Consider the following 20942-nt stretch of genomic DNA (forward strand, 5'->3'; position numbering starts at 1 on the left):
CATCGGGCCCGCGGGCCCGCTCGGTAGGATGGCACGGTGCCAGTGAACCCCGAGCTCGTCGGCCGGGACTTCCCCCCGACGCCCCCCTACCTCGTGGGTCGTGAGAAGGTGCGCGAGTTCGCCCGCGCCGTCTTCGCGACCGACCCGCAGCACACCGACCCGGTGGCCGCGCAGGCGCTTGGCTATGCCGATGTCGTCGCCCCGCCCACGTTCGCGATGGTGGTGCAGGATCTCACGCTGCAGCAGCTGCTCGGCGAGCCCGACTCCGGCATCGAGCTGTCGCGCGTGCTCCACGCCGAGCAGCGCTTCCGATACTCGCGCCCGATCGTCGCGGGCGACGAGCTGAGCGCACGGCTGTCGGTCACCGGCATCCGCACGCTCGGGGGCAACGCGATGGTCACGAGCGACGCGGAGATCACGGATGCCGCGGGTGCGCACGTCGTGACGGCGACGTCGGTGCTGCTCGTCGGGGAGGGCGACCAGTGAGCGCGCTCGTCGTGGGCGGTGTGGGCGACATCGTCGCCGAGCGCACCGTGCAGCTGACGCGTGAGTCGCTGGTGCGCTATGCCGGGGCATCCGGTGATTTCAATCCCATCCACTACCGCGACGACATCGCGACCGCGGTCGGACTGCCCGGCGTGCTGGCGCACGGGATGCTCACGATGGGGCTGTCGGTCGACACGATCGTGCCGTGGCTCGGCGACGCCGGTCGCATCCTCGAATACGGCGTGCGCTTCACGCGCCCGGTCGTCGTCGCAGCGGAGTCCGGGGCCGAGGTGACGATCGTCGCGAAGGTCGGCGCGATCGAGGAGGGTGCCGCGCGCATCGACCTCACCGTGTCGCACAACGGCACGACGGTGCTCGGCAAGGCCCAGGTCCGGATCCGGACGTCCTAGCCGAATGACCGAAGCGACGCCCCTCCCGCTCGCGCAGCTGACGACGCTGCGCACCGGCGGAGCCCCCACGCGCCTGTTCGAGGCGTCGACGACCGACGAGCTCGTCGAGACGCTCCGCGAGGTGTGGGACGAGCGCGAGCCGTGGTTCGCGCTCGGCGGCGGGTCGAACCTGTTCGTGGGCGATGAGCCGTTCGACGGCACCGTCGTGCGCATCCTCACGCAGGGGATCGAGCGGATGCCGTCGCCCCGGCCCGGCTTCGTGCGGCTGCGGGTGCAGGCCGGCCACGACTGGGATGCGCTGGTCGCGTACGCGGTCGCTGAAGGGCTCGCGGGCATCGAGGCGATGTCCGGGATTCCCGGCACCGTGGGTGCGGCGCCGGTGCAGAACATCGGCGCGTACGGCCAGGAGATCGTCCAGACCCTGGTCGAGGTCGACCTGATCGACGAGCGGACGGGCGAGGTCTCGACCGTGCCGGCGGCCGATCTGGGCCTGGGATTCCGCACGTCGGTCCTCAAGCACCACTACGGCTCGGCGCCGGCGCGGCGCGCGGTGATCCTCACCGTGACGCTCGAACTGGCCGAGGTCGGGCACGGCGACCACCCTATCGCCGGTGAGCAGCTGCGCACCGCGCTCGGACTTGCGCCGGGGGAGGGGGTGTCGGTGGCCTGGGTGCGCGACCACGTGCTCGCGACGCGCGCGCGCAAGGGCATGGTGCTCGACGACGCCGACCCCGACACCTACAGCGCCGGCTCCTTCTTCCAGAATGCGGTGGTCTCGGCATCGTTCGCCCGCACGCTGCCCGACGCCTGCCCGCGCTGGCCCGTCGCTCCCGATCTCGACCCGGTGCTCGTCATCCCTCTCGCCGCGTTCGACGGGTACGTGCCTCCGCCGGTCGCCGTCGAATCCGACGTCAAGGTGAGCGCGGCCTGGCTCATCGAGCACTCCGGGCTGCGCAAGGGGTTCAAGCTGCCCCGCTCGCGCGCGGCGCTGTCGACCAAGCACGCCCTCGCCCTCACGAACCGCGGCAGCGCCACTGCCGCCGAGCTCGCGGAGCTCGCGCGGTACATCCAGGGACGGGTGCAGTCGGAGTTCGGCCTCATCCTCCAGCCCGAGCCGGTGCTGGTGAACGTCGAGCTGTAGTCGGCCCGACCCGGCGACCGGCGTTGGGCGTTACGGCGTCCGTCCCGCGTTCTCTGGGCGATGCCCCGCGCCGGGTCTGCCTCCCGAGTCGCCAAGACACGCCGGGTGGTTGGTTGCGGATCCGGCGTGTTCTGGCGAGTCCGAAGTTGTGCGGTGCCGGCGCTTGGGAGCTGAGCCGGGAGTCGCCAAGACACGCCGGGTGGTTGGTTGCGGATCCGGCGTGTTCTGGCGAGTCCGGGGTTGTGCGGTGCCGGGAGCGGCCCGCAAGGCGGTGGCGAAGCGCGATCGCGCCGTGGCGCGGGCGCGGATGACCGACTACGCGAGCAGCAGTCGCCGGACTCGGGCGACGAGGGTGCGTGGGTCGTCGATGTCCGACGAGGTCACGACCACCAGCCGGTATCCGAGCGATATGAGTTCCGCCCTGCGGGCCTGGTCCTTGCGCCACTGGGCGTCGGTCTGGTGATACTCGCCGTCGTACTCCACGATCAGTCGTTCTGCTCGATAGAGCATGTCCACCCTCGCCACGAACCGCGTGTCCGAGAAGATGTCGACGTTCGTTTCGGGCACGGGCAGGCCGCCGAGCACCAAGAGAGTCCTCGTCTCGGACTCGCGCGGCGACTCGGCTCCGTCGGAGCACAGCGCGAGACCCTCGGCTCTGATCCGCGACCCACGTCCAGCCCCCGCGGCGACGTGAGCGTCACGCAACGATTGAACACTGGCACGCCCGCCACGACGTGCGATGAGGTGGTCGGTGACGGCCACGAACCGAGGGAGCGGGAGGACAGCCCCGAGGTCGACCCACGTCCGAGCCAGCGTGGTGCATCGGATGCCTCGCACCTCGGTCAGCGTATCGTCGGAGACCGCCAGCGCCCGGCCCGCGACCTGCGGGCGTCGGATTCGATTGTGTGGCAGCGGCACGCCGATGGTCGGCCGCTTCAACGCCACCAGTTCGATCGCGGCGGGCAACGGCATCCCCTGCAGAGAAGCCGCTGTCGCACCACATGCGAAAGCATGAGAGGGGAGCACCTCGAACAGCAGTTGCAGCGCTGCGATGTCGTCAAGAGTGCGGGTCGCCCGTGTGCCGTGGAAAGGCGCCTCGAGGTGCTTCGCCTGCAGCCTGCCGGACGAGACGCCGCTCTTGCGGGCACGGGCGACCGTGAACGCATCGCCCAGATGCGCCGGGAGCTCGCTGTGCCACACGTTCCGATGCTCGCCGCCCCGAGGCGCCCTTGCGGATGCGATCCCTCGAAACGCAAGCTCGGCCGCTCGCGCCGCACTCTGTGGAGGAACCGCGCCCGCACGGTCGAGCCGCGCCCGCACGGTCGAGCCGCGCCCGCCCGGTCCAGCCACGCCCGGGTGATCGACTCGCCAAGACACGCCGTTACGGGACGGCGGGTGTCGGCGTGTTTTGGCGACTCGCGAGGGGGTGCGGGCGCAAAACCCCGGAGGCGGCGCCAGCGCAAAGACCCCGGAGAGGGCGCGGGCGCAGATCGCCCCGAGGTGCGAAGATCCGGCTCGGTCAGGAGAACAGGCGCTGCAGCCGCTGCACTCCCTTGAGGAGGGCGTCGTCTCCCAGCGCGTACGACAGACGCAGGTATCCACTCGGACCGAAGGCCTCGCCCGGAACGACCGCGACCTCGGCCTCCTCGAGGATGAGGTCGGCGAGCTCGAGCGACGTGGTCGGCGTCTTCCCGCGCCACTCGCGGCCGAGCAGCCCGCGCACATCGGGGTACGCGTAGAACGCCCCCAGCGGGTTGGGCACGGTGACGCCGTCGATCTTCGACAGCTCGGCGACGATGGTGCGGCGGCGGCGGTCGAAGGCGAGCCGGAACTCCTCGGCTTCGTGCTGCGACCCCGTCAGCGCGGCGAGAGCCGCACGCTGGGCGATGTTGTTGACGTTGCTGCTCAGGTGCGACTGGAGGTTCGCGGCGACCTTGATGGCGTCCTTCGGGCCGACCATCCAGCCCAGTCGCCAGCCGGTCATCGCGTAGGTCTTGGCGACGCCGTTGACGAGGATCGTCTGGGCCGCGGCCTCCGGAACGGCCTCGACGATCGACACGGCACGGACGCCCTCGTAGACGAGGTTCTGGTAGATCTCGTCCGAGATGATCCAGATCCCGTGTTCGACGGCCCAGTCGCCGATGGCCTTCGTCTCCTCGGCGGTGTACACGGCGCCGGTCGGGTTCGAGGGCGACACGAAGACCAGCGCGGTCGTCTTCGCGGTGCGCGCGGCCTCCAGCTGGTCGACCGTGACCTTGTAGTCCTGGTCGGCGCCGGCGAAGACCTCGACGGGCACGCCGTCGGCGAGCGCGATGGCCTCGGGGTAGGTCGTCCAGTACGGCGCGGGCAGCAGGACCTCGTCGCCGGGGTTCAGGACCGCCTGGAACGCCTGGTACACGGCCTGCTTGCCGCCGTTGGTCACGACGACCTGGGACGGGTCGACCTCGAGCCCGGAGTCCCGCAGCGTCTTGGCCGCGATGGCCTCCCGCAGCACGGGAAGGCCCACCGCGGGGGTGTACCGGTAGTTCGCCGGGTCCTTCAGCGCCTCGGCGGCGGCAGCCACGATGAACGAGGGAGTTGAGAAGTCCGGCTCGCCGGCCGCGTAGGAGATCACGGGCCGGCCGGCCGCCTGCAGCGCCTTCGCCTTGGCATCGACCTTGAGGGTCGCCGACTCGGCGATGGCGCTGAGCTTGGCGGAGAGCGTGGGTGTGCGGGAGAGCGGAGCGCGTTCTGTCACGACTTCGAGCGTAGTCCGCGAGCGCGCCGCGCACTGTCCGGATTGCGCGCCGCGACGCGACACTCCGCGGCCGGGCCTCCACCGAATGGGGGATGCCTCCTCCCACGGACGACCGCTGTGCGCGGCATCCGTCACCCGCCAGGCTGGGCTCATGCAGACACATGCGGTGAGAGTGCGGGACCTGCGCAAGACCTACGGCGACCGTGCCGTCGTGGACGGCGTCTCGTTCGACATCGAGCAGGGTGAGACCTTCGCGCTCCTCGGCCCGAACGGGGCCGGCAAGTCGACGACCGTGGAGATCCTCGAGGGCTACCGGCGCCGGAGCGGGGGCGAGGTCGAGGTGCTCGGCGCGGATCCGGGCACGGCCGGCCTGGACTGGAAGTCGCGACTGGGGATCGTCCTGCAGTCGACCAGCCAGTCCGGCCTCGCCACGGTGCGAGAACTGCTGCGGCAGTTCGCGGGCTTCTATCCCGACGCGCGGGACGTCGAAGAGGTGATCGCGGCTGTCGGCCTCGAGCCGCAGGCGAAGACCCGCATCTCGCGGCTGTCGGGCGGCCAGCAGCGCCGCGTCGACGTCGCGCTGGGCATCATCGGGCGTCCTGAGCTGCTGTTCCTCGACGAGCCCACGACGGGCTTCGATCCCCACGCACGTCGGGAGTTCTGGGACCTCATCCGCATCCTGCAGACCGAGGGCACGACGATCCTGCTCACCACGCACTACCTCGACGAGGCGGCTCAGCTCGCCGATCGCGTCGCGGTGATCGCCGCCGGGCGCATGCAGGCCATCGGGCCCGTCGCGGGGTTCGGGGGCAGCGAGGCGCGCGTGCCCCTGGTCCGCTGGACGGAGGACGGGGTCTCGCGCGAGCAGCGCACCGACGACCCCTTCGGCTTCGTGACGACCCTCGGCGCCCGGCTGGGCAGGGCTCCCGCCGACCTCGAGATCGTCCGCCCCAGCCTGGAGGACATCTACCTGCGACTCGTGGCCGAGGCCGAGGCCGAGGCCGAAGAGCACGGGCTCACGAGCGCCGACCTCGCGGACGAAGCCGCCGACACGACCGGAGCCGGACGATGAGCATCGACGTCGACGTCATCGCGACTCCGCGCGTCCGCCGCGCCCGTAAGAGCATCCTCGCGCTCGGGGCCTGGCGGGCGCGATTCGAGATCGTGCAGTACTTCCGCTCGGGCGACACCCTCTTCTTCACGTTCCTCTTCCCGGTGTTCATGCTCGGACTGTTCAGCGTGGCGTTCGGCTCCGACGGCGAAGTCCAGCTCTCCCCGGATGTGCCGCCCATCTCGGTGGCTCAGCTCTACCTGCCGGGAATGATCGCGGCGGGACTCCTGCTGTCGGGCTTCCAGAACCTCGCGATGGACATCGCGATCGAGCGCTCGGACGGGATGCTGAAGCGCCTCGGCGGCACTCCGCTCTCCCCGGTGAGCTACTTCCTGGGCAAGATCGGTCAGGTCGGGGTGACCGGAGTGCTGCAGGCATCGCTGCTGCTGACCTTCGCCTCGCTCGTGCTCGGGGTGGAGCTGCCCACCGAGCCCGGACGCTGGGCGACGTTCGCGTGGGTCTTCGTGCTCGGCATCACCACCTCGGCGCTCCTCGGGGTGGCCCTGTCGGCGGTGCCGCGCACGGGCAAGAGCGCGACGGCCGTCGTGGTGCCGATCGCCCTCGCACTGCAGTTCATCTCGGGCGTCTACCTCACCTTCTCGCAGCTGCCGGACTGGCTGCAGAACGTCGCCGGGATCTTCCCGCTCAAGTGGATGGCGCAGGGCATGCGTGCGGTGTTCCTGCCCGACGAGTACGCGACGCTCGAGCAGCACGGCGTGTGGGACCTCGCCGGAGTCGCGATCGCGCTCCTCGTGTGGCTGGTCGTCGGACTGGTGCTCTCGCGCCTCACCTTCCGGTGGATCCGGCGGGACGCGTAGCCTGACGCTGCGACCCCTCTCGAGGGCGAGGCGGGCCGGAAGGACGACAACATGCTGAAGCCACGCTGGTGGGATGTCACCGTGGGCGCGGGCTCGCTCGCGATCGCGGTCGGCCTGCTGTTCGGATTCGGCCCGGAGGGGCAGCAGCGCCTGATGATCGCGCTCGCCAGCATCGTGGTGTTCGTGCTGGGCTACGTCCTGGTCGGCCGCGCGGCGATCGGCAACCCGCCCGCGGGCTGGCGGTTCCCGGTCTTCCTGGGCGTGGCGGCGCTCGCTCTGGGCGTCGGCACCGCCGCGGCGCCGTTCGTCGCGATGCTCCAGACGCTCGCCTACCCGCTGGCGTGGGTGATCGGCGACACGCGGCGACGGGGGATCCTGGCGTCGTTCATCATCGCGGGGAGCGTGTTCGCCGGCGTCCTCATCGGCGGCGGGTTCACGGCGGGGGCGGCGGTCTCGGGCGCGACCACGGCCGCCTTCTCCGTCGTCTTCGCCACGGCTCTCGGTCTGTGGATCGCCAGCATCGCCGAGTACGGCGAGGAACGAGCGCGGCTGCTCGCCGAGCTCACCGCGGCGCAGGCCCAGGTCGAGGCCCTCAGCCGGGGCCGCGGCGCCTCGGAGGAGCGGGAGCGGCTCGCCCGCGACATCCACGACACCCTCGCCCAGACCCTTGCCGGTCTCGTGATCCTCGCGGAGCGCGGCGGGCGTCAATCGAGGGACGGCGAGTCGGATGCCGCGGCCACCACGATCGCGACCGTCGAGCAGGTCGCTCGCGACGCGCTGAACGAAGCCCGCGCCCTCGTCGCGCGGACCGCCGCCGTGCCCTCGGAGCCCGCGTTCGAGGGCGCCGTCGAGCGCCTGGTGGAGCGCTTCCGGGCGCAGGGGGGTGCGACGATCGCCCTGGAGATCGGCGCCGTGGCGGGCAGCCTCGAGCGGGATGCCCAGGTCGTGCTGCTGCGCTGCCTGCAGGAGTCGCTCTCGAACGTCGCCAAGCACGCGGGTGCCGCGCACGCCGTGGTGCGGGTGGCGGTCGCCGAAGACGGGGCTGCCCGGCTGGAGGTCGTCGACGACGGCGCCGGCTTCGAGACGGGGACGCCGCGCTCGGGCTTCGGCATCGAGGGCATGCGCGAGCGCGTCGCGCTGGCCGGCGGACGCCTCGAGGTCGAGTCGCGGCCGGGCGCCGGCACCGCGCTGCGCGTGCTCCTCCCCGGAACGCGCGTGCTCGCGGAGGAGACACTGTGATCCGGCTGCTCATCGCCGACGACCACCCCGTGGTCCGCGCCGGGCTCGCCGGGCTGCTGTCGGACGAGCCCGGGTTCGAGGTGGTGGGCGAGGCATCCGACGGCGACGAGGCCGTGCGTCTGGCGGCGGAGGCCCGACCCGACGTCGTGCTGATGGACCTGCGGATGCCCCGCGTCGACGGAGTCGTGGCGACGGCGCGGATCCTCGCAGAGGTCGTCCCGGCGCCCCGCGTGCTGATCCTCACCACGTACGAATCCGACGACCAGATCCTTGCCGCGATCGAAGCCGGAGCGTCCGGCTACCTGCTCAAGGCGGCACCCCAGGCGGAGATCGTCGCCGGGATCCGGTCGGTCGCTGCCGGGCAGTCGGCGCTGTCGCCCGCGGTGGCGGTGCGCCTGGTCGAGCGGATGCAGCGCCCCGATCCTGCCGCCCTGCTCACTCCCCGCGAGACCGAGGTGCTGCGCCTGGTGGCGTCGGGCCACAGCAACAAGCAGGCGGCGGTCGCGCTCGGCATCGGCGAGTCCACCGTCAAGACGCACCTGCTGAAGGTCTTCGAGAAGCTCGGCGTCGCGGATCGCACGCGTGCGGTGACGCTCGCGATGGAGCGGGGTCTGCTGCCCTAGCCGCCTACGCAGACGGATGCCCCGGCACCGCGCACAGGCGGGGGCCGGGGCATCCGCGGTCTTCAGCTGAACTGGTTCATCGTGTTGTGCTGGCCACCCGCCTTGAGTGCGGCGTCGCCGGCGAAGTACTCCTTGTGGTTGTCGCCGATGTCGCTTCCCGCCATGTTCTGGTGCTTGACCGTGGCGATGCCCTCGCGGATCTCGCGGCGCTGGACGCCCTTCACGTACGCGAGCATGCCCTCCTCGCCGAAGTAGCCCTTCGCGAGGTCATCGGTCGAGAGCGCAGCGGTGTGGTACGTCGGCAGCGTGATCAGGTGGTGGAAGATCCCGGCGCGGGCGGAGCTCTCTCGCTGGAAGGTGCGGATCTTCTCGTCGGCCAGCCGAGCCAGCTCGGTGTCGTCGTAGCCGACGTTCATCAGGTCGCCGCGGTCGTACCCCGAGACGTCCTCACCTTGCTCGCTGAGCAGGTCGTACGCCTGCTGGCGGAAGCTGAGCGTCCAGTTGAACGACGGGCTGTTGTTGTAGACGAGCTTCGCATCGGGGATCTCCTCGCGGATCGCATCGACCATGCCGGCGATCTGCTCCACGTGCGGCTTCTCGGTCTCGATCCACAGCAGGTCGGCACCGTGGCGCAGCGACGTGATGCAGTCGAGCACCACGCGCTCCTCGCCGGTTCCGGGGCGGAACTGGTAGAGGTTGCTGGCGAGGCGCTTCGGCCGCAACAGCGTGCCGTCGCGCTTGATGACCACGTCGCCGTTGCCGAGTTCGCCCTCGGAGACCTCCTCGACGTCGAGGAAGGAGTTGTACCGGTCGCCGAGGTCGCCGGGCCGGTGCGTGACCGCGAGCTTCTGGGTGAGACCGGCACCGAGCGAGTCGGTGCGGGCGACGATGATGCCGTTGTCGATGCCCAGCTCCAGGAACGCGTAGCGGACCGCGTTCAGCTTGGCGATGAAGTCCTCGTGCGGGACGGTGACCTTGCCGTCCTGGTGGCCGCACTGCTTCTCGTCCGACACCTGATTCTCGATCTGGATGGCGCACGCACCCGCCTCGATCATCTTCTTCGCCAGCAGGTAGGTGGCCTCCGGGTTGCCGAACCCGGCGTCGATGTCGGCGATGATCGGCACGACGTGGGTCTCGAAGCTGTCGATCTGAGACCGGATGAACTCCTCGGCCGTCTCGTCGCCGGCCGCCCGGGCGTCGTCGAGCTTCGTGAAGAGCAGATCGAGCTCGCGGGCGTCCGCCTGGCGGAGGAACGTGTAGAGCTCCTCGATCAGGGCGGGGACCGACGTCTTCTCGTGCATCGACTGATCGGGCAGCGGACCGAACTCCGAGCGGAGCGCGGCGACCATCCAGCCCGACAGGTAGAGGTAGCGCTTGTTCGTGGTCTTGAGGTGCTTCTTGATCGAGATGAGCTTCTGCTGCCCGATGAAGCCGTGCCACACGCCGAGGGACTGGGTGTACACCGACGAGTCGGCGTCGTACTCGGCCATGTCTCGCCGCATGATGTCGGCGGTGTACTGGGCGATCTCCAGGCCCGTGCGGAAGCGGTTCTGCGCCCGCATGCGGGCGGCGGACTCGGGGTCGATGGCGTCCCAGCGGGAGCCGTGCTGCTCCTTGAGTGCGCGGACGGCTTCGATGTCGTCGTGGTAGGCGGTCATGTCATTTCCCTTGCGATAGGTTCGGTCGGCTCGGCGGAGCCAGGGCTGAAGTGGATCACTCGGTCTCGACCAGGAAGCGCGAGTAGGCCCGGAGCGTCAGGAACGCCGGGAACTCCTGGCCGAGAGCGACATCGCGGAAGATCTCCGCAGCGTCGTCGAAGCGGTCGCCCTCGCGCCGCTCTGCGTCCTCCAGCACTCGCGCGATCAGGCTCTCGATGTAGTCCCGTGTGATCGGGGTTCCGTCGTCGGTCGTGCGGTCCTGGTGGATCCACTGCCACACCTGGCTGCGGCTGATCTCGGCGGTCGCCGCATCCTCCATCAGGTTGTCGATCGCGACGGCGCCCAGGCCCCGCAGCCAGGCCTCGAGGTACCGGATCGCCACCGACACGTTCGCGTGGACGCCTGCGGCCGTGATCGGACGCCCGATGTGCACGTCGATCAGATCGGCGGCGTTCACGCGCACCTCGGGACGCTGACGGTCGAGCTGGTTGGGGCGGTCGCCGAGCACGGCGTCGAACTCTGCACGGGCGACGGGGATGAGGTCGGGGTGCGCCACCCAGGTGCCGTCGAAGCCGTCGCCGGCCTCGCGCTTCTTGTCTGCGGCGACCTTCTCGAACGCCGTCGCCGTCACCTCCGGATCGCGGCGGTTCGGGATGAAGGCGCTCATGCCCCCGATCGCGAAGGCTCCGCGCTTGTGGCAGGTCTGGACGAGGAGCTCGGTGTAGGCGCGCATGAACGGGACGGTCATCGTGACCTCGCTGCGGTCGGGCAGCACGAACCGGGCCCCGCGCCCCCGGTAGTTCTTGATGATCGAGAAGATGTAGTCCCAGCGGCCGGCATTGAGCCCGGCGCAGTGGTCGCGGAGCTCGAAGAGGATCTCCTCCATCTCGAACGCCGCCGGCAGCGTCTCGATCAGCACGGTCGCGCGGATCGTGCCGTGGGGGATCCCGAGGTGCCTCTCGCTGAAGGTGAAGATGTCGTCCCACAGCTTCGCCTCCTCGCTCGACTCGAGCTTGGCGATGTAGAAGTACGGCCCGCGGCCGTTCGCGATCAGCTGCCGGGCGTTGTGGAAGAAGTACAGCCCGAAGTCCACGAGCGAGCCCGAGGCCGCCATCTCGCGACCGGTGCGGTCTTTGAAGCGGATGTGCTGCTCGGGCAGATGCCACCCACGGGGTCGCATCACGATCGTCGGGGTCTCCGTCGCGGTCACCTCGTAGCGCTTGCCCTCGGCGCTGGTGAACTCCAGTTCGCCCCGGATCGCGTCGCGCAGGCTCAGCTGGCCCTCGATCACGTTCTTCCACGTGGGGCTGGTGGCATCCTCCTGGTCGGCGAGCCACACCTTCGCGCCGGAGTTGAGCGCGTTGATCGTCATCTTCGGGTCGGTCGGCCCGGTGATCTCGACGCGGCGATCCTCGAGTCCCGGTCCGGCGCCGGCGACCGTCCACTCGGCATCCTCGCGGATGTGCCGGGTGTCGTCGCGGAACTGCGGGTCGTGGCCGTTGCCGACCTCGAACCGGCGTCGCATGCGATCCGCCAGCCGATCGTGCCGGCGAGCTCCGAAGCGGTGGTGCAGCTCGGTGAGGAACGCGAGGGCCTCCGGGGTGAGGATCTCGTCGTAACGGGGAGCCGCGGCGCCGACGATCGTGATCGACGGCTCGTGGAGCTGGGTGGGGATGGGGCCGGTGTGCGTGCGCATCGGGGTGGCGGTTGCAGGTGTCATGTCCCTGTCTTCCTGTGAACGAACGAGCGTTGTGAGAGGTGGAGGGATGCCCCACCCGGCGTGTGCGCCGGGTCCGGCATCCCGCGATCCGCGTTCTGGATCAACCGGTTGTGCGTCGTGAGTCCACTCTGCGGTGAACTTCGATGGTCGAACCGGCGATCGGTGGTGTGAAGTTTGAAGGTATTTCTGCTTTCGTGACAGAATTGCCCTATGACGACGACGTTCGCCCGCGATTCGATGGCGGCACTCCCCGACGATGAGGATGTGGACTCCCTCACCATCGGCCGCCGCATCCGCCAGCTGCGCTCCGAGCGCGGCATGACGCTCGAGGAGCTCGCCGCCGCGGTGGACCGCGCCCCGAGCCAGCTCTCGATGATCGAGAACGGCCGGCGCGAGCCGAAGCTCACGCTGCTCCAGGCGATCGCCCGCGCGCTCGGCTCGACGCTCGAGGCGATCCTCGAGTCGGAGCCGCTCGACGAGCGCGCCACGCTCGAGATCGCGCTCGAACGGGCGATGCGCGGGCAGACCTTCCAGGCGCTCGGCATCCCGCCGTTCCGGATCGGCAAGACGGTGCCGACCGATGCCCTCAAGGCGATGCTGTCGCTGCAGTCCGAGATCGAGCGCCTCCGCGACGAGCGGGCGGCCACCCCGGAGGAGGCCCGCCGGGCGAACGTCGCGCTCCGCCGCCTCATGCGCACGCAGAACAACTACTTCGCCGACCTCGAAGGCCACGCCCGGGCGCTGCTCGACGCTGTCGACCACCCGGGGGGACCGCTGACCCAGCGGACGGCATCCGACATCGCCGCCCATCTCGGGTTCACCCTGCACTACGTGCCGGACCTGCCGCAGACCACCCGCAGCGTCGCCGATATCAAGAACGGGCGCCTCTACCTGTCCAGTCGGCTCGCGTCCAAGGGCGACCCCCGGACCGCGGTGCTGCAGGCGCTCTCGAGCCGCATCCTCGGGCATACCGAGCCGACGAGCTACGCCGAGTTCCTGCGGCAGCGCGTCGAGACGAATTACCTCACCGGGGCCCTGCTCATCCCCGAGGCCCACGTCGTGCCGTTCCTGCAGGAGGCGAAGAAGGACCGCGCGATCTCGATCGAGGACCTCCGCGACGCGTACTCGGTGTCGTACGAGACCGCGGCGCACCGCTTCACCAATCTCGCGAGCGTGCACCTCGGCATCCCGGTGCACTTCCTCAAGGTGCACGAGTCCGGCACCATCACCAAGGCCTACGAGAACGACGACGTGAACTTCCCGACCGATCGGCTCGGCGCGATCGAGGGGCAGATGTGCTGCCGCAAGTGGACCTCGCGGGTCGTCTTCGACGAGGACGACCACTTCAATCCGTACTACCAGTACACCGACACCGGCAACGGCACCTACTGGTGCACGGCTCGCGTCGAGCAGTCGAGCGAGGGCGCGCACTCCGTCTCGGTCGGGGTGCGATTCGACGACACGCGGTGGTTCCTGGGGCGAGACACCCCGAACCGCGGCGTCTCCACGCACTCCGTCGAGGCCTGCTGCCGCCGCGCGCCGGCCGATCTCGAAGAGGCGTGGCGCGAGAACTCGTGGCCCAACGTGCGCACCCCGCGCACTCTGCTCGCGACGCTGCCGACGGGCGCCTTCCCCGGCGTCGACACGACCGACGTGTACGAGTTCCTCGAGGCGCACGCGCCGAGGTGACCCTGCGTGCCCGCCGGTCGGCGGCGGATGAGAGACGTGTGAGAGAGCGGATGCCGGGGGTTCCGCTAATACCTGTCGGGTGTTAGGTTTTCCGCACCGACGGTTCCGCCCGACGGAGCCGCTTTCGATGAGGAGAGCGCGATGAAGCGATGGGTGAGCACAGCGGCCGTGGCGGGACTGGTCGCGACCGGCCTGGCATTCGCCGGACCGGCGACCGCTGAAGGCGGGGGCGGCGGTCACGGCAGACCGGGCAGCGAGACCTTGGAGCGGTATGCCGAGGACACCTGGGCGTCCCTCGACGCCATGACGAACGAGGAGACCGGCCTCCCGTCCGACAATGTCACCGGAGACCTGGCGACCCCGGCCGCCTATACGTCCCCCACCAACATCGGCGGATACCTGTGGTCGACCGTGACCGCGCGCGACCTGGGCATCATCAGCGCCGACGACGCCCTCGAGCGCATGGCCACGACCCTGACCACGCTCGAGACGCTCGAGCGCAACGACGCCAGCGGCATGTACTACAACTGGTACGACCCCGACACCGGCGCGAAGCTCACGACGTGGCCCGACTCGGGCGACGTCGTGCACCCGTTCCTCAGCACCGTCGACAACGGATGGCTCGCGGCATCCCTCCGTATCGTCCGTGAGGCAGAGCCGGCGCTCGCCGAGCAGGCCGATGCGCTCTATCGCTCGATGGACTTCGCCGCCTTCTTCAACCCCGAGGGTGCACCTGGCCTCCCCGCCGGCACCAACCGCGGGGGGTTCTGGGAGGTCGCACCTCCGGGATGCAGCGTCGCGGCCCCGATGTACAACGGGTCGGGCGAAGAGGCGTTCTACACCTGCCACCACTACGACACCACGGTGAGCGAGAGTCGCATCGCGACCTACCTGGGAATCGCGAACGGGAGCATCCCGGCGACCGCGCTCTACGGCACCCACCGGACGATGCCTCCCGGGTGCGACTGGGCCTGGCAGGAGCAGCTGCCCACCGGGGAGTACCGCACCTACGACGGCTTCGACGTGTGGGAGGGCGTGTACACGTACGCCGGCATGTCCTTCGTCCCGAGCTGGGGCGGCAGCATGTTCGAGGCGCTCATGCCCGATCTGCTCGTGCCCGAGACGAAGTGGGGACCGCGCTCGTGGCGGCTCAACCACCCGATCACCGTCGCGGTGCAGAAGCATCACGGGCTCGTCGACGCCGAGTACGGCGCGTGGGGCTTCTCGCCGGCCAGCGATCCGTTCGGCGGCTACGCCGAGTACGGCGTCGATCTGGCGGGGATGAGGTCGGACGGCTACACCTCCGACCGCGAGAAGACGGATGTCGACATCGACCGCCCGGGCTGCACCGAGGGCACCAACCCCGACCCGGAGTTCGGTGACGGGGTCGTGACGCCGCATGCCGCGTTCCTCGCGCTGCCGTACGACCGTGAGGGCGTGCTCGCGAACCTCGCGCACCTCGAGGACGACCTCGGCGCGTACGGCCCGGGCGGCTTCTACGACTCGGTGGCGGTGGGCAGCGGCACGGTGGCGGAGCGGTACCTGTCGCTCGACCAGTCGATGATCATGGCCGCGATCGGCAATGAGCTGACCGGCGATAGCCTCAAGGGGTACTTCGTCGACAAGGAGATGGAGAAGCGACTGCGGCCGGCGATGAAGGCGCAGGACTTCAGCTCCGAATGGAAAGCCCGGGAGTGACCATAGAATCCGACACGACCGAGACCGGGACGTCCGCAGCGGATGCCCCGGTCCGCGGTGTACGCGCACCGCGCGGCAGCTACGCCAAGGGTCAGGCCCGGCGCCAGCGCATCGTCGACGAGGCGCTGATCGTCTTCGCGAAGAACGGCTTCCACAGCGGCTCGCTGCGTGAGATCGCCAAGCGGGTCGACCTGACGCCGACGGGCCTCATGCACCACTTCGCGAACAAGGAGGAGCTCTTCACCGAGGTGCTCCGCCAGCGGGATGCGGCGATCCGCGAAGCGGCAGGGGATCCCGCCGAGCACACGCTGATCCAGCAGGCCACGAAGGTCGTGGCGTACAACCAGGAGTCCCGGGGTCTGACCTCGCTCTACGCCACGGTCTCGGCCGAGGCGACGGATGAGGAGCATCCCGCGCACGAGGACTTCGCCCGCCGCTACCGCGAGAGCGCGGCCAGGGCGACCCCGATCCTCATCGCCGCGCAGGGCGACGGCGAGATCCGCGCCGACATCGACCCCGCGCTCGCAGCACGCCTCATCGGCGCCGTGATGGACGGCATCCAGCAGCAGTGGCTGCTCGATGACACCGTGGACATGAACGCCCTCTTCGCGGAGTTCGTGCGCGGCTACCTGGTGCCGCGGGAGATCTGACCCTCAGCGCGTTTCGTCTCGCTCCGCTCGCTCAACGAACGGGGAGCGCGGTTCGCCGCACCCCGCCCGGCCGAGATCAGGAGATCTGCCGCAGTCAGGACGAATTGGGTCGGATCGGTCCTGACGCGGGCAGATCTCCTGACCCGGGCAGCAGACCCCGGCTGGGCCGCCCCGCCTCGGTCCCGGGCGGCATGCCGGCCGAGATCAGGAGATCTGCCCCATTCAGGACGAAATGGCTCGTATCGGTCCTGACTTGGGCAGATCTCCTGACCTGGGGCACCACGCGCCCGACCCGCGACCCGGGCGCGACCCTCAGGCGGCGGGGAGGGCGTTCGCGCGCGCGACCTCGCCGAGCCAGGCGAGGCTGGGCTTCGGATGCCGCTCGAACGTCTGGGGATCCCAGGCGATGAGCCCGAACGTCGGCCGGAAGCTGCCCCACTCGTAGTTGTCGAGCGCGCTCCAGTGCAGGTAGCCGCGCACGTCCACGCCGTCCTCGATGCACGCCCGCACGGCCTCGAGGGCGCCGCGCGTGTAGTCGATGCGCCGCGCGTCGTCGGCGGTGGCCATGCCGTTCTCGGTCACGTACACCGGCACCCCGGCCCGCGCCCAGGCGTTGCGGATCCCGTCGCCGACCGCCGGCGGGAAGTACTCCCACCCGGTGAGGGTCCGCTCGGCGCCGTCGTCGATGGGCAGCGGTCCGTCCGTCCCGATGCGGGTGCGGGTGTAGGCCTGCACGCCGATCCAGTCGTCGCCCCGGGCCGCGTCGAGGAACACGTCCTCGCGGGACCGGCCGTACTCGGCGGCGACTGCCTCGGCCCCCGGTTCGGGCTGATAGGCCTGGGTCGCCACCGACCAACCGGCACGTCCCCCGGCCCCGCGCACGAGCTCGACGGCGCGCTTGTGCGCGTCGACCAGGCGATCGGTCACCTCGGGCACCCCGGGTGGGAGGCCGATCGAGGGGAAGCCCACCTCGGGGTCGGCGAGCACCGACACCATGTTCGGCTCGTTGATGGTGCAGACGAGGTCGACCCCCTCGAGCACGGGCAGCGCCGCCTCGACATAGCGGGCGAAGCGGTCGGCCGCGGCATCCGAGTGCCATCCCCCCTCGCGGGCGAACCACACCGGGTTCGTGAAGTGGTGGAGGGTGATCATGGGCTGCAGGCCGAGGGCCCGCGCGGTCCCCACCATGCGCCGGTAGTGATCGATCGCGGCGCGCGAGACCCAGCCGTCCTCGGGTTCGATACGAGCCCACTCGATGCTGAACCGATAGGTGTCCAGCCCCGCCTCCGCGAGGAGCGCCATGTCGTCGCCATAGCGGTGGTAGCTGTCGGCCGCGTCGCCCGACGGCGTCTCGACCGGTGCGCCGGGCAGGTGGCCCCACTCGCGCTGCCACCAGTCGGAGTTGACGTTGCCGCCTTCGATCTGGTGCGCCGCGGTCGAGGCGCCCCAGAGAAATCCTTCGGGGAAGTCCATCGTCGGGACGGTCCTTTCTCTTGGGTGAGGGATGCCCCGGCCACGCGAGCAGCGCAGGCCGAGGCATCCGCTCCGGTCACTTGATGCCGGTGAGCGCGATCCCCTGCACGAAATAGCGCTGCAGGAAGACGAACACGAGCAGGATCGGCAGCACCACCACGACGGCGCCCGCCATCATGAGGCCGTACCGGGCGGCGTTCTGCCCTACCGAGTAGAGCGCGAGCGCCACGGGCAGCGTGTACATGTCCTCTTTCGTCGCGACCACCAGCGGCCACAGGAAGTTGTTCCAGCTGGCCAGGAAGGTGAGGATCGTCAGCGTGGCGACGGCCGGGCCGCACATGGGCATGATCACGCGCAGGAAGATGCGCCACTCGCTGGCCCCGTCGATGCGTGCCGCCTCGATGAGCTCGTCGGGGAGGCTCAGCATGAACTGCCGCATGAGGAAGACCCCCAGCGGTGAGATGAGGAACGGCAGGATCAGGCCCGGGTAGGAATTGACCAGGCCGAGGTTGGCGACCAGCACGAACAGCGGCACGAACGTCACCACGCCCGGCACCATGAGGGTGCCGACCACGAGCGCGAACAGCAGCTTCTTGCCGCGGAACTGCAGCTTCGCCAGTGCGTACCCGACCATCGAGCAGAAGACGATGTTCCCGAGCGTCACGAAGACCGCCACCACCACGCTGTTGATGAAGAACGTCGTGAAGTCCAGCCGGACGAAGAGCGTCTCGTAGTTCTCCGTGGTCGGGTTCTGCGGCCAGAACCCGGTCGGGTTCTGGCGGATCTCCGCATCGGTCTTGAACGACCCGAGGATCATCCAGACGAAGGGCATGACCATCGCGATGAGGCCGAGCGTCAGCACGATGTAGAGCCACCATCGCGGGCGCTCGCCGCGGCCGCGGCGTCCGGCCGGGTGGGGCTCGGGGCCTGCGACGTCGGTGTCGGTCACCGACGCCGATGCCGGCACGGGACCGAGGCGGTCCGGGACCTCGCCGGGCTCGTCGGCGGCGCGTGGGGGAGGCGTGATCGTCATGTCAGTCCCTCCTTCCGATGAACCGGAACTGCACCAGCGAGAGCAGCACGATCGCGAGGAACAGCACATAGCTGGCTGCCGATGCATAGGCGTAGTTGCCGAAGCCGAACTGGTCGTACGTGTACATCGCCGTCGACAGCGTGGCGTCGAGCGGCCCGCCCTGCGTCATGACGTAGGGCTCCTCGAAGAACTGCAGGAACCCGATTCCGGTGATGACGGTGGCGAAGAGGATGGCCGGGCGCATCGCCGGGATCGTGACGTTCCAGAACCGCTGCCACGCGTTCGCACCGTCGACCATCGCGGCCTCGTGGTGCTCGCGCGGCACGCCCTGGAGCGCGGCGAGGAAGATCACCATCAGCGTTCCGATGTTGCGCCAGACCGCCATCATGATGAGCGACGGCAGCGCCCAGGTCGTCGACTGCAGCCAGTCGGGGCCCTGGATGCCGAAGATCGCGAGGAATCCGTTGAGCAGGCCGTCCGGCTGCAGGATGAACCGCCACACGATCGCGATCGCGACGATGCTCGTGACCACGGGCGCGTAGTAGCCGACGCGGTACACCGTGCGGAAGCGCCGGATGCCCTTGTCGAGCGCGAGCGCGACCGCGAGGGCGAGCACGATGGTCAGCGGCACGGCCACCACCACGAACGTGAACGTGTTCAGGAGCGACCGCAGGAAGCGCGGATCCTGGAAGAGCCGGATGTAGTTGTCGAATCCGACGATGTCGACCTGGAATGGCGTCTCCAGGTCGCGCGTGGTCATGTCGGTGAAGCTCATGAGGAGCGACCCGACGATGGGCCCGGCCATGAACACCACGAACAGGATGACGAACGGCGCGGCGAACAGCCAGGCCGTGCGCGTCATGCGGCGTTCCCGCCGCGACGCCTTCGCACGAGGTGCGGGGCGCCGCGGCGGAGCCGCGGAGGCGAGAGCGGACATGAGGGTGCTTACTGCCCCGTGCCGATCGACGAGGCCTGCTGCTGGATCGTCGCGATCGCGTCGGCGGGAGTCGTCTCGCCGCGGGTCGCCTTCTCGAGCTCCTGGTCGATGACGGCCGACACCTGCGCCCACGTCGCGATGGCGGGCGGTGCCTTGGAATCCTGCAGCTGCTCGCCGAAGACGCTCAGATAGGGGTCGTCGGCGAACGTGGGGTCATCCCAGGCCGCCTGCACGCTCGGCAGGTCGGTGGAGATGTCGTACCACTCCAGCTGGGTCTCGGGCTGGCTCAGCCACCGGACGAACTTCCACGACGCGTCGCGGTTCTCGGTGTCTTCGAAGACGGCCATGTTCGCGCCGCCCGTGAAGCTGGTGCGGCTGTCCGCGCCCGGCACCATGGCCACGCCGAACTTGTCGGCGAACTCCTCGCCGCCCTGGTCGAGCAGGAGGCTCACGTGGAACGGCCCGCTGTAGAACGCGCCGACGTCGCCGTTGATGAACGCCGACTCGATCTCGCCGCCCTCTAGCCTGCGGGGCTCGGCGATGCCGTCCTCGAAGAAGCTCGTGTAGAACGCGAACGCCTCCTCCCACTCGGGGGTGTCGAACGTGAACTCGGTGCCGTCCTCGTTGAGGATGTCGCCGCCCTGCTGCCAGGCGAGCGGGGTCACGTACTGCCACGAGTCGAACCCGCCCGGGGGCAGCGAGACACCCCATTCGGCGCCGGCGGTCTGCAGGGCCTTGGTGAACTCGGTGTACTCCTCCCACGTGGTCGGGGGCTCGACGCCCGCCTTCTCGGCGAGGTCCGTGCGGTAGTAGAGCACGCGGGTGTCGACGTACCACGGCACACCGTAGGCGACGTCGTCGACGACGGCGGTGTTCCACGAGCCCTCGAAGAACGAGGACTCGTCGACGAGTCCCTCCGGCGTGGGCTCGAAGGCGCCCGTCGCGGCGAACTCGCCGACCCAGGTGGTGCCGAGCATCGTGATGTCGGGCGTCTCACCGCCCGCGATCGACGTCGCGATGCGGTCGTGCGCGCTCTCCCACGGCACGGCGGTCACCTCGATGTCGACGTCGGGGTTGTCCTCCTCGAACTGGGCGGCGAGGTCGTCGAGGACTTCGCCCTCGTTGCCCATAGCCCACACCTCGACGGTGCCGGTCGCGGGGGAGTCGTCGATCGCGTCGCCGCCGCCGGCATCGCCGCCGCCGCCGCCGGTGGGATCGTCGCTGCGTCCGCAGCCGGTGAGGATGAGTGCTCCCACGAGCGTCGCCGCACCGGCGGCCGCCCATCGGGAACTGCTGCGTGTGAATGATCTGGTCATCGCTCTGACGCCTCCATCGGTGTCAATGCCGCGTCCGCGGCGGCTTTGCCTCGGCTGTGGCGGCGCTGGGGGCGCCGCGTCAATGACTGTACGCCAAAAACCTGACACATGAAAGGTATTGGCGCATGAGAGGTTCCTCATGCGAGAAGCGTGGCCCGATGCCCGCGCGCGAGGAACGCTCTGGCGCATCGGCGCCTGTGGTG

18 protein-coding genes are annotated in these 20942 nt (G+C 69.9%); 10 read left to right on the forward strand and 8 right to left on the reverse strand.

The window, feature by feature from the left end:
• Positions 1 to 36: 36 nt before the first annotated feature.
• From SOM19_RS05150 to SOM19_RS05160, 3 genes are read left to right on the forward strand one after another with little or no spacing between them, the layout of a single operon-like run.
• The gene (locus SOM19_RS05150) at positions 37 to 486 is read left to right on the forward strand and encodes an FAS1-like dehydratase domain-containing protein (protein ID WP_320485477.1); all 450 of its coding nucleotides are present in this window, start codon (positions 37 to 39) and stop codon (positions 484 to 486) included.
• Positions 483 to 896, forward strand: a complete 414-nt coding sequence (locus SOM19_RS05155) for a MaoC/PaaZ C-terminal domain-containing protein (RefSeq protein ID WP_320485478.1) — start codon at positions 483 to 485, stop codon at positions 894 to 896. The genes SOM19_RS05150 and SOM19_RS05155 overlap by 4 nt, the downstream gene beginning before the upstream one ends.
• Before the next feature lie 4 nt (positions 897 to 900).
• Positions 901 to 2037, forward strand: coding sequence for a UDP-N-acetylmuramate dehydrogenase (locus SOM19_RS05160; RefSeq protein WP_320485479.1), 1137 nt, complete (start codon positions 901 to 903; stop codon positions 2035 to 2037).
• Between the two features lie 315 nt (positions 2038 to 2352).
• Here SOM19_RS05160 and SOM19_RS05165 read toward each other — a convergent pair whose 3' ends face one another.
• Complete coding sequence (locus tag SOM19_RS05165) at positions 2353 to 3237, reverse strand: endonuclease domain-containing protein (RefSeq protein ID WP_320485480.1); 885 nt, start codon at positions 3235 to 3237, stop codon at positions 2353 to 2355.
• Positions 3238 to 3556: 319 nt separating this feature from the next.
• Entirely contained in the window at positions 3557 to 4774 is a 1218-nt protein-coding gene (locus SOM19_RS05170; RefSeq protein WP_320485481.1) for a pyridoxal phosphate-dependent aminotransferase, read from the reverse strand.
• 151 nt (positions 4775 to 4925) lie between these two features.
• On the opposite strand from SOM19_RS05170, the gene SOM19_RS05175 reads away from it, so the two are divergent.
• The 4 genes from SOM19_RS05175 to SOM19_RS05190 are packed head-to-tail and all read left to right on the forward strand — an operon-like array spanning position 4926 to position 8565.
• Positions 4926 to 5846 carry an ABC transporter ATP-binding protein gene (locus SOM19_RS05175; protein WP_320485482.1) on the forward strand — a complete coding sequence of 307 codons (921 nt, stop codon included), beginning with the start codon at positions 4926 to 4928 and terminating at the stop codon, positions 5844 to 5846.
• A complete protein-coding gene (locus SOM19_RS05180; protein WP_320485483.1) occupies positions 5843 to 6703 on the forward strand; it encodes an ABC transporter permease in 861 nt (286 codons plus the stop codon). The genes SOM19_RS05175 and SOM19_RS05180 overlap by 4 nt, the downstream gene beginning before the upstream one ends.
• A gap of 51 nt (positions 6704 to 6754) precedes the next feature.
• Positions 6755 to 7942, forward strand: coding sequence for a sensor histidine kinase (locus SOM19_RS05185; protein ID WP_320485484.1), 1188 nt, complete (start codon positions 6755 to 6757; stop codon positions 7940 to 7942).
• Entirely contained in the window at positions 7939 to 8565 is a 627-nt protein-coding gene (locus tag SOM19_RS05190; protein ID WP_320485485.1) for a response regulator transcription factor, read from the forward strand. Before SOM19_RS05185 ends, SOM19_RS05190 begins: the two co-directional genes overlap by 4 nt.
• 62 nt (positions 8566 to 8627) lie before the next feature.
• Here the strand turns inward: SOM19_RS05190 and SOM19_RS05195 are convergent, their stop codons facing one another.
• Together SOM19_RS05195 and aceB are read right to left on the reverse strand one after the other, a co-directional pair.
• Positions 8628 to 10223 (reverse strand): isocitrate lyase, encoded by a 1596-nt coding sequence (locus SOM19_RS05195; RefSeq protein WP_320485486.1) that lies wholly within the window; start codon positions 10221 to 10223, stop codon positions 8628 to 8630.
• 55 nt (positions 10224 to 10278) lie between these two features.
• Positions 10279 to 11943 (reverse strand): malate synthase A, encoded by a 1665-nt coding sequence (aceB, locus tag SOM19_RS05200; RefSeq protein WP_414683624.1) that lies wholly within the window; start codon positions 11941 to 11943, stop codon positions 10279 to 10281.
• 210 nt (positions 11944 to 12153) lie between these two features.
• Here aceB and SOM19_RS05205 point away from each other — a divergent pair, with 210 nt between their 5' ends.
• From SOM19_RS05205 to SOM19_RS05215, 3 genes are all read left to right on the forward strand, one after another.
• Positions 12154 to 13632 carry a helix-turn-helix domain-containing protein gene (locus SOM19_RS05205; RefSeq protein ID WP_320485487.1) on the forward strand — a complete coding sequence of 493 codons (1479 nt, stop codon included), beginning with the start codon at positions 12154 to 12156 and terminating at the stop codon, positions 13630 to 13632.
• A gap of 141 nt (positions 13633 to 13773) precedes the next feature.
• Positions 13774 to 15330 (forward strand): glucoamylase family protein, encoded by a 1557-nt coding sequence (locus SOM19_RS05210; protein WP_320485488.1) that lies wholly within the window; start codon positions 13774 to 13776, stop codon positions 15328 to 15330.
• Positions 15327 to 15980: a TetR/AcrR family transcriptional regulator gene (locus SOM19_RS05215; RefSeq protein ID WP_320485489.1), complete on the forward strand. Its 654-nt coding sequence runs from the start codon at positions 15327 to 15329 to the stop codon at positions 15978 to 15980. Before SOM19_RS05210 ends, SOM19_RS05215 begins: the two co-directional genes overlap by 4 nt.
• Before the next feature lie 312 nt (positions 15981 to 16292).
• Here SOM19_RS05215 and SOM19_RS05220 read toward each other — a convergent pair whose 3' ends face one another.
• The 4 genes from SOM19_RS05220 to SOM19_RS05235 all read right to left on the reverse strand — a co-directional run bounded on the left by SOM19_RS05220 (position 16293) and on the right by SOM19_RS05235 (position 20739).
• Positions 16293 to 17453 carry a glycoside hydrolase family 1 protein gene (locus SOM19_RS05220; protein WP_320485490.1) on the reverse strand — a complete coding sequence of 387 codons (1161 nt, stop codon included), beginning with the start codon at positions 17451 to 17453 and terminating at the stop codon, positions 16293 to 16295.
• A gap of 76 nt (positions 17454 to 17529) precedes the next feature.
• Positions 17530 to 18486, reverse strand: coding sequence for a carbohydrate ABC transporter permease (locus SOM19_RS05225; protein WP_320485491.1), 957 nt, complete (start codon positions 18484 to 18486; stop codon positions 17530 to 17532).
• Between the two features lies 1 nt (position 18487).
• On the reverse strand, positions 18488 to 19423 hold the full coding sequence (locus SOM19_RS05230) for a carbohydrate ABC transporter permease (RefSeq protein WP_414683625.1): 936 nt from the start codon (positions 19421 to 19423) through the stop codon (positions 18488 to 18490).
• 8 nt (positions 19424 to 19431) lie between these two features.
• Positions 19432 to 20739, reverse strand: coding sequence for a sugar ABC transporter substrate-binding protein (locus SOM19_RS05235; RefSeq protein WP_320485493.1), 1308 nt, complete (start codon positions 20737 to 20739; stop codon positions 19432 to 19434).
• Positions 20740 to 20942: the final 203 nt, after the last annotated feature.

It is taken from the genome of Microbacterium sp. CFBP9034 (assembly GCF_034045255.1).
Classification (GTDB): domain Bacteria; phylum Actinomycetota; class Actinomycetes; order Actinomycetales; family Microbacteriaceae; genus Microbacterium.

Bases quoted from the DNA above. Each gene is read 5' to 3' on its own strand.
- SOM19_RS05160 (WP_320485479.1), top strand. From the start codon at position 901: ATGACCGAAGCGACGCCCCTCCCGCTCGCGCAGCTGACGACGCTGCGC.
- SOM19_RS05175 (WP_320485482.1), top strand. From the start codon at position 4,926: ATGCAGACACATGCGGTGAGAGTGCGGGACCTGCGCAAGACCTACGGC.
- SOM19_RS05180 (WP_320485483.1), top strand. From the start codon at position 5,843: ATGAGCATCGACGTCGACGTCATCGCGACTCCGCGCGTCCGCCGCGCC.
- SOM19_RS05185 (WP_320485484.1), top strand. From the start codon at position 6,755: ATGCTGAAGCCACGCTGGTGGGATGTCACCGTGGGCGCGGGCTCGCTC.
- SOM19_RS05195 (WP_320485486.1), bottom strand. From the start codon at position 10,223: ATGACCGCCTACCACGACGACATCGAAGCCGTCCGCGCACTCAAGGAG.
- aceB (WP_414683624.1), bottom strand. From the start codon at position 11,943: ATGACACCTGCAACCGCCACCCCGATGCGCACGCACACCGGCCCCATC.
- SOM19_RS05205 (WP_320485487.1), top strand. From the start codon at position 12,154: ATGACGACGACGTTCGCCCGCGATTCGATGGCGGCACTCCCCGACGAT.
- SOM19_RS05210 (WP_320485488.1), top strand. From the start codon at position 13,774: ATGAAGCGATGGGTGAGCACAGCGGCCGTGGCGGGACTGGTCGCGACC.
- SOM19_RS05220 (WP_320485490.1), bottom strand. From the start codon at position 17,453: ATGGACTTCCCCGAAGGATTTCTCTGGGGCGCCTCGACCGCGGCGCAC.
- SOM19_RS05225 (WP_320485491.1), bottom strand. From the start codon at position 18,486: ATGACGATCACGCCTCCCCCACGCGCCGCCGACGAGCCCGGCGAGGTC.
- SOM19_RS05230 (WP_414683625.1), bottom strand. From the start codon at position 19,423: ATGTCCGCTCTCGCCTCCGCGGCTCCGCCGCGGCGCCCCGCACCTCGT.
- SOM19_RS05235 (WP_320485493.1), bottom strand. From the start codon at position 20,739: ATGACCAGATCATTCACACGCAGCAGTTCCCGATGGGCGGCCGCCGGT.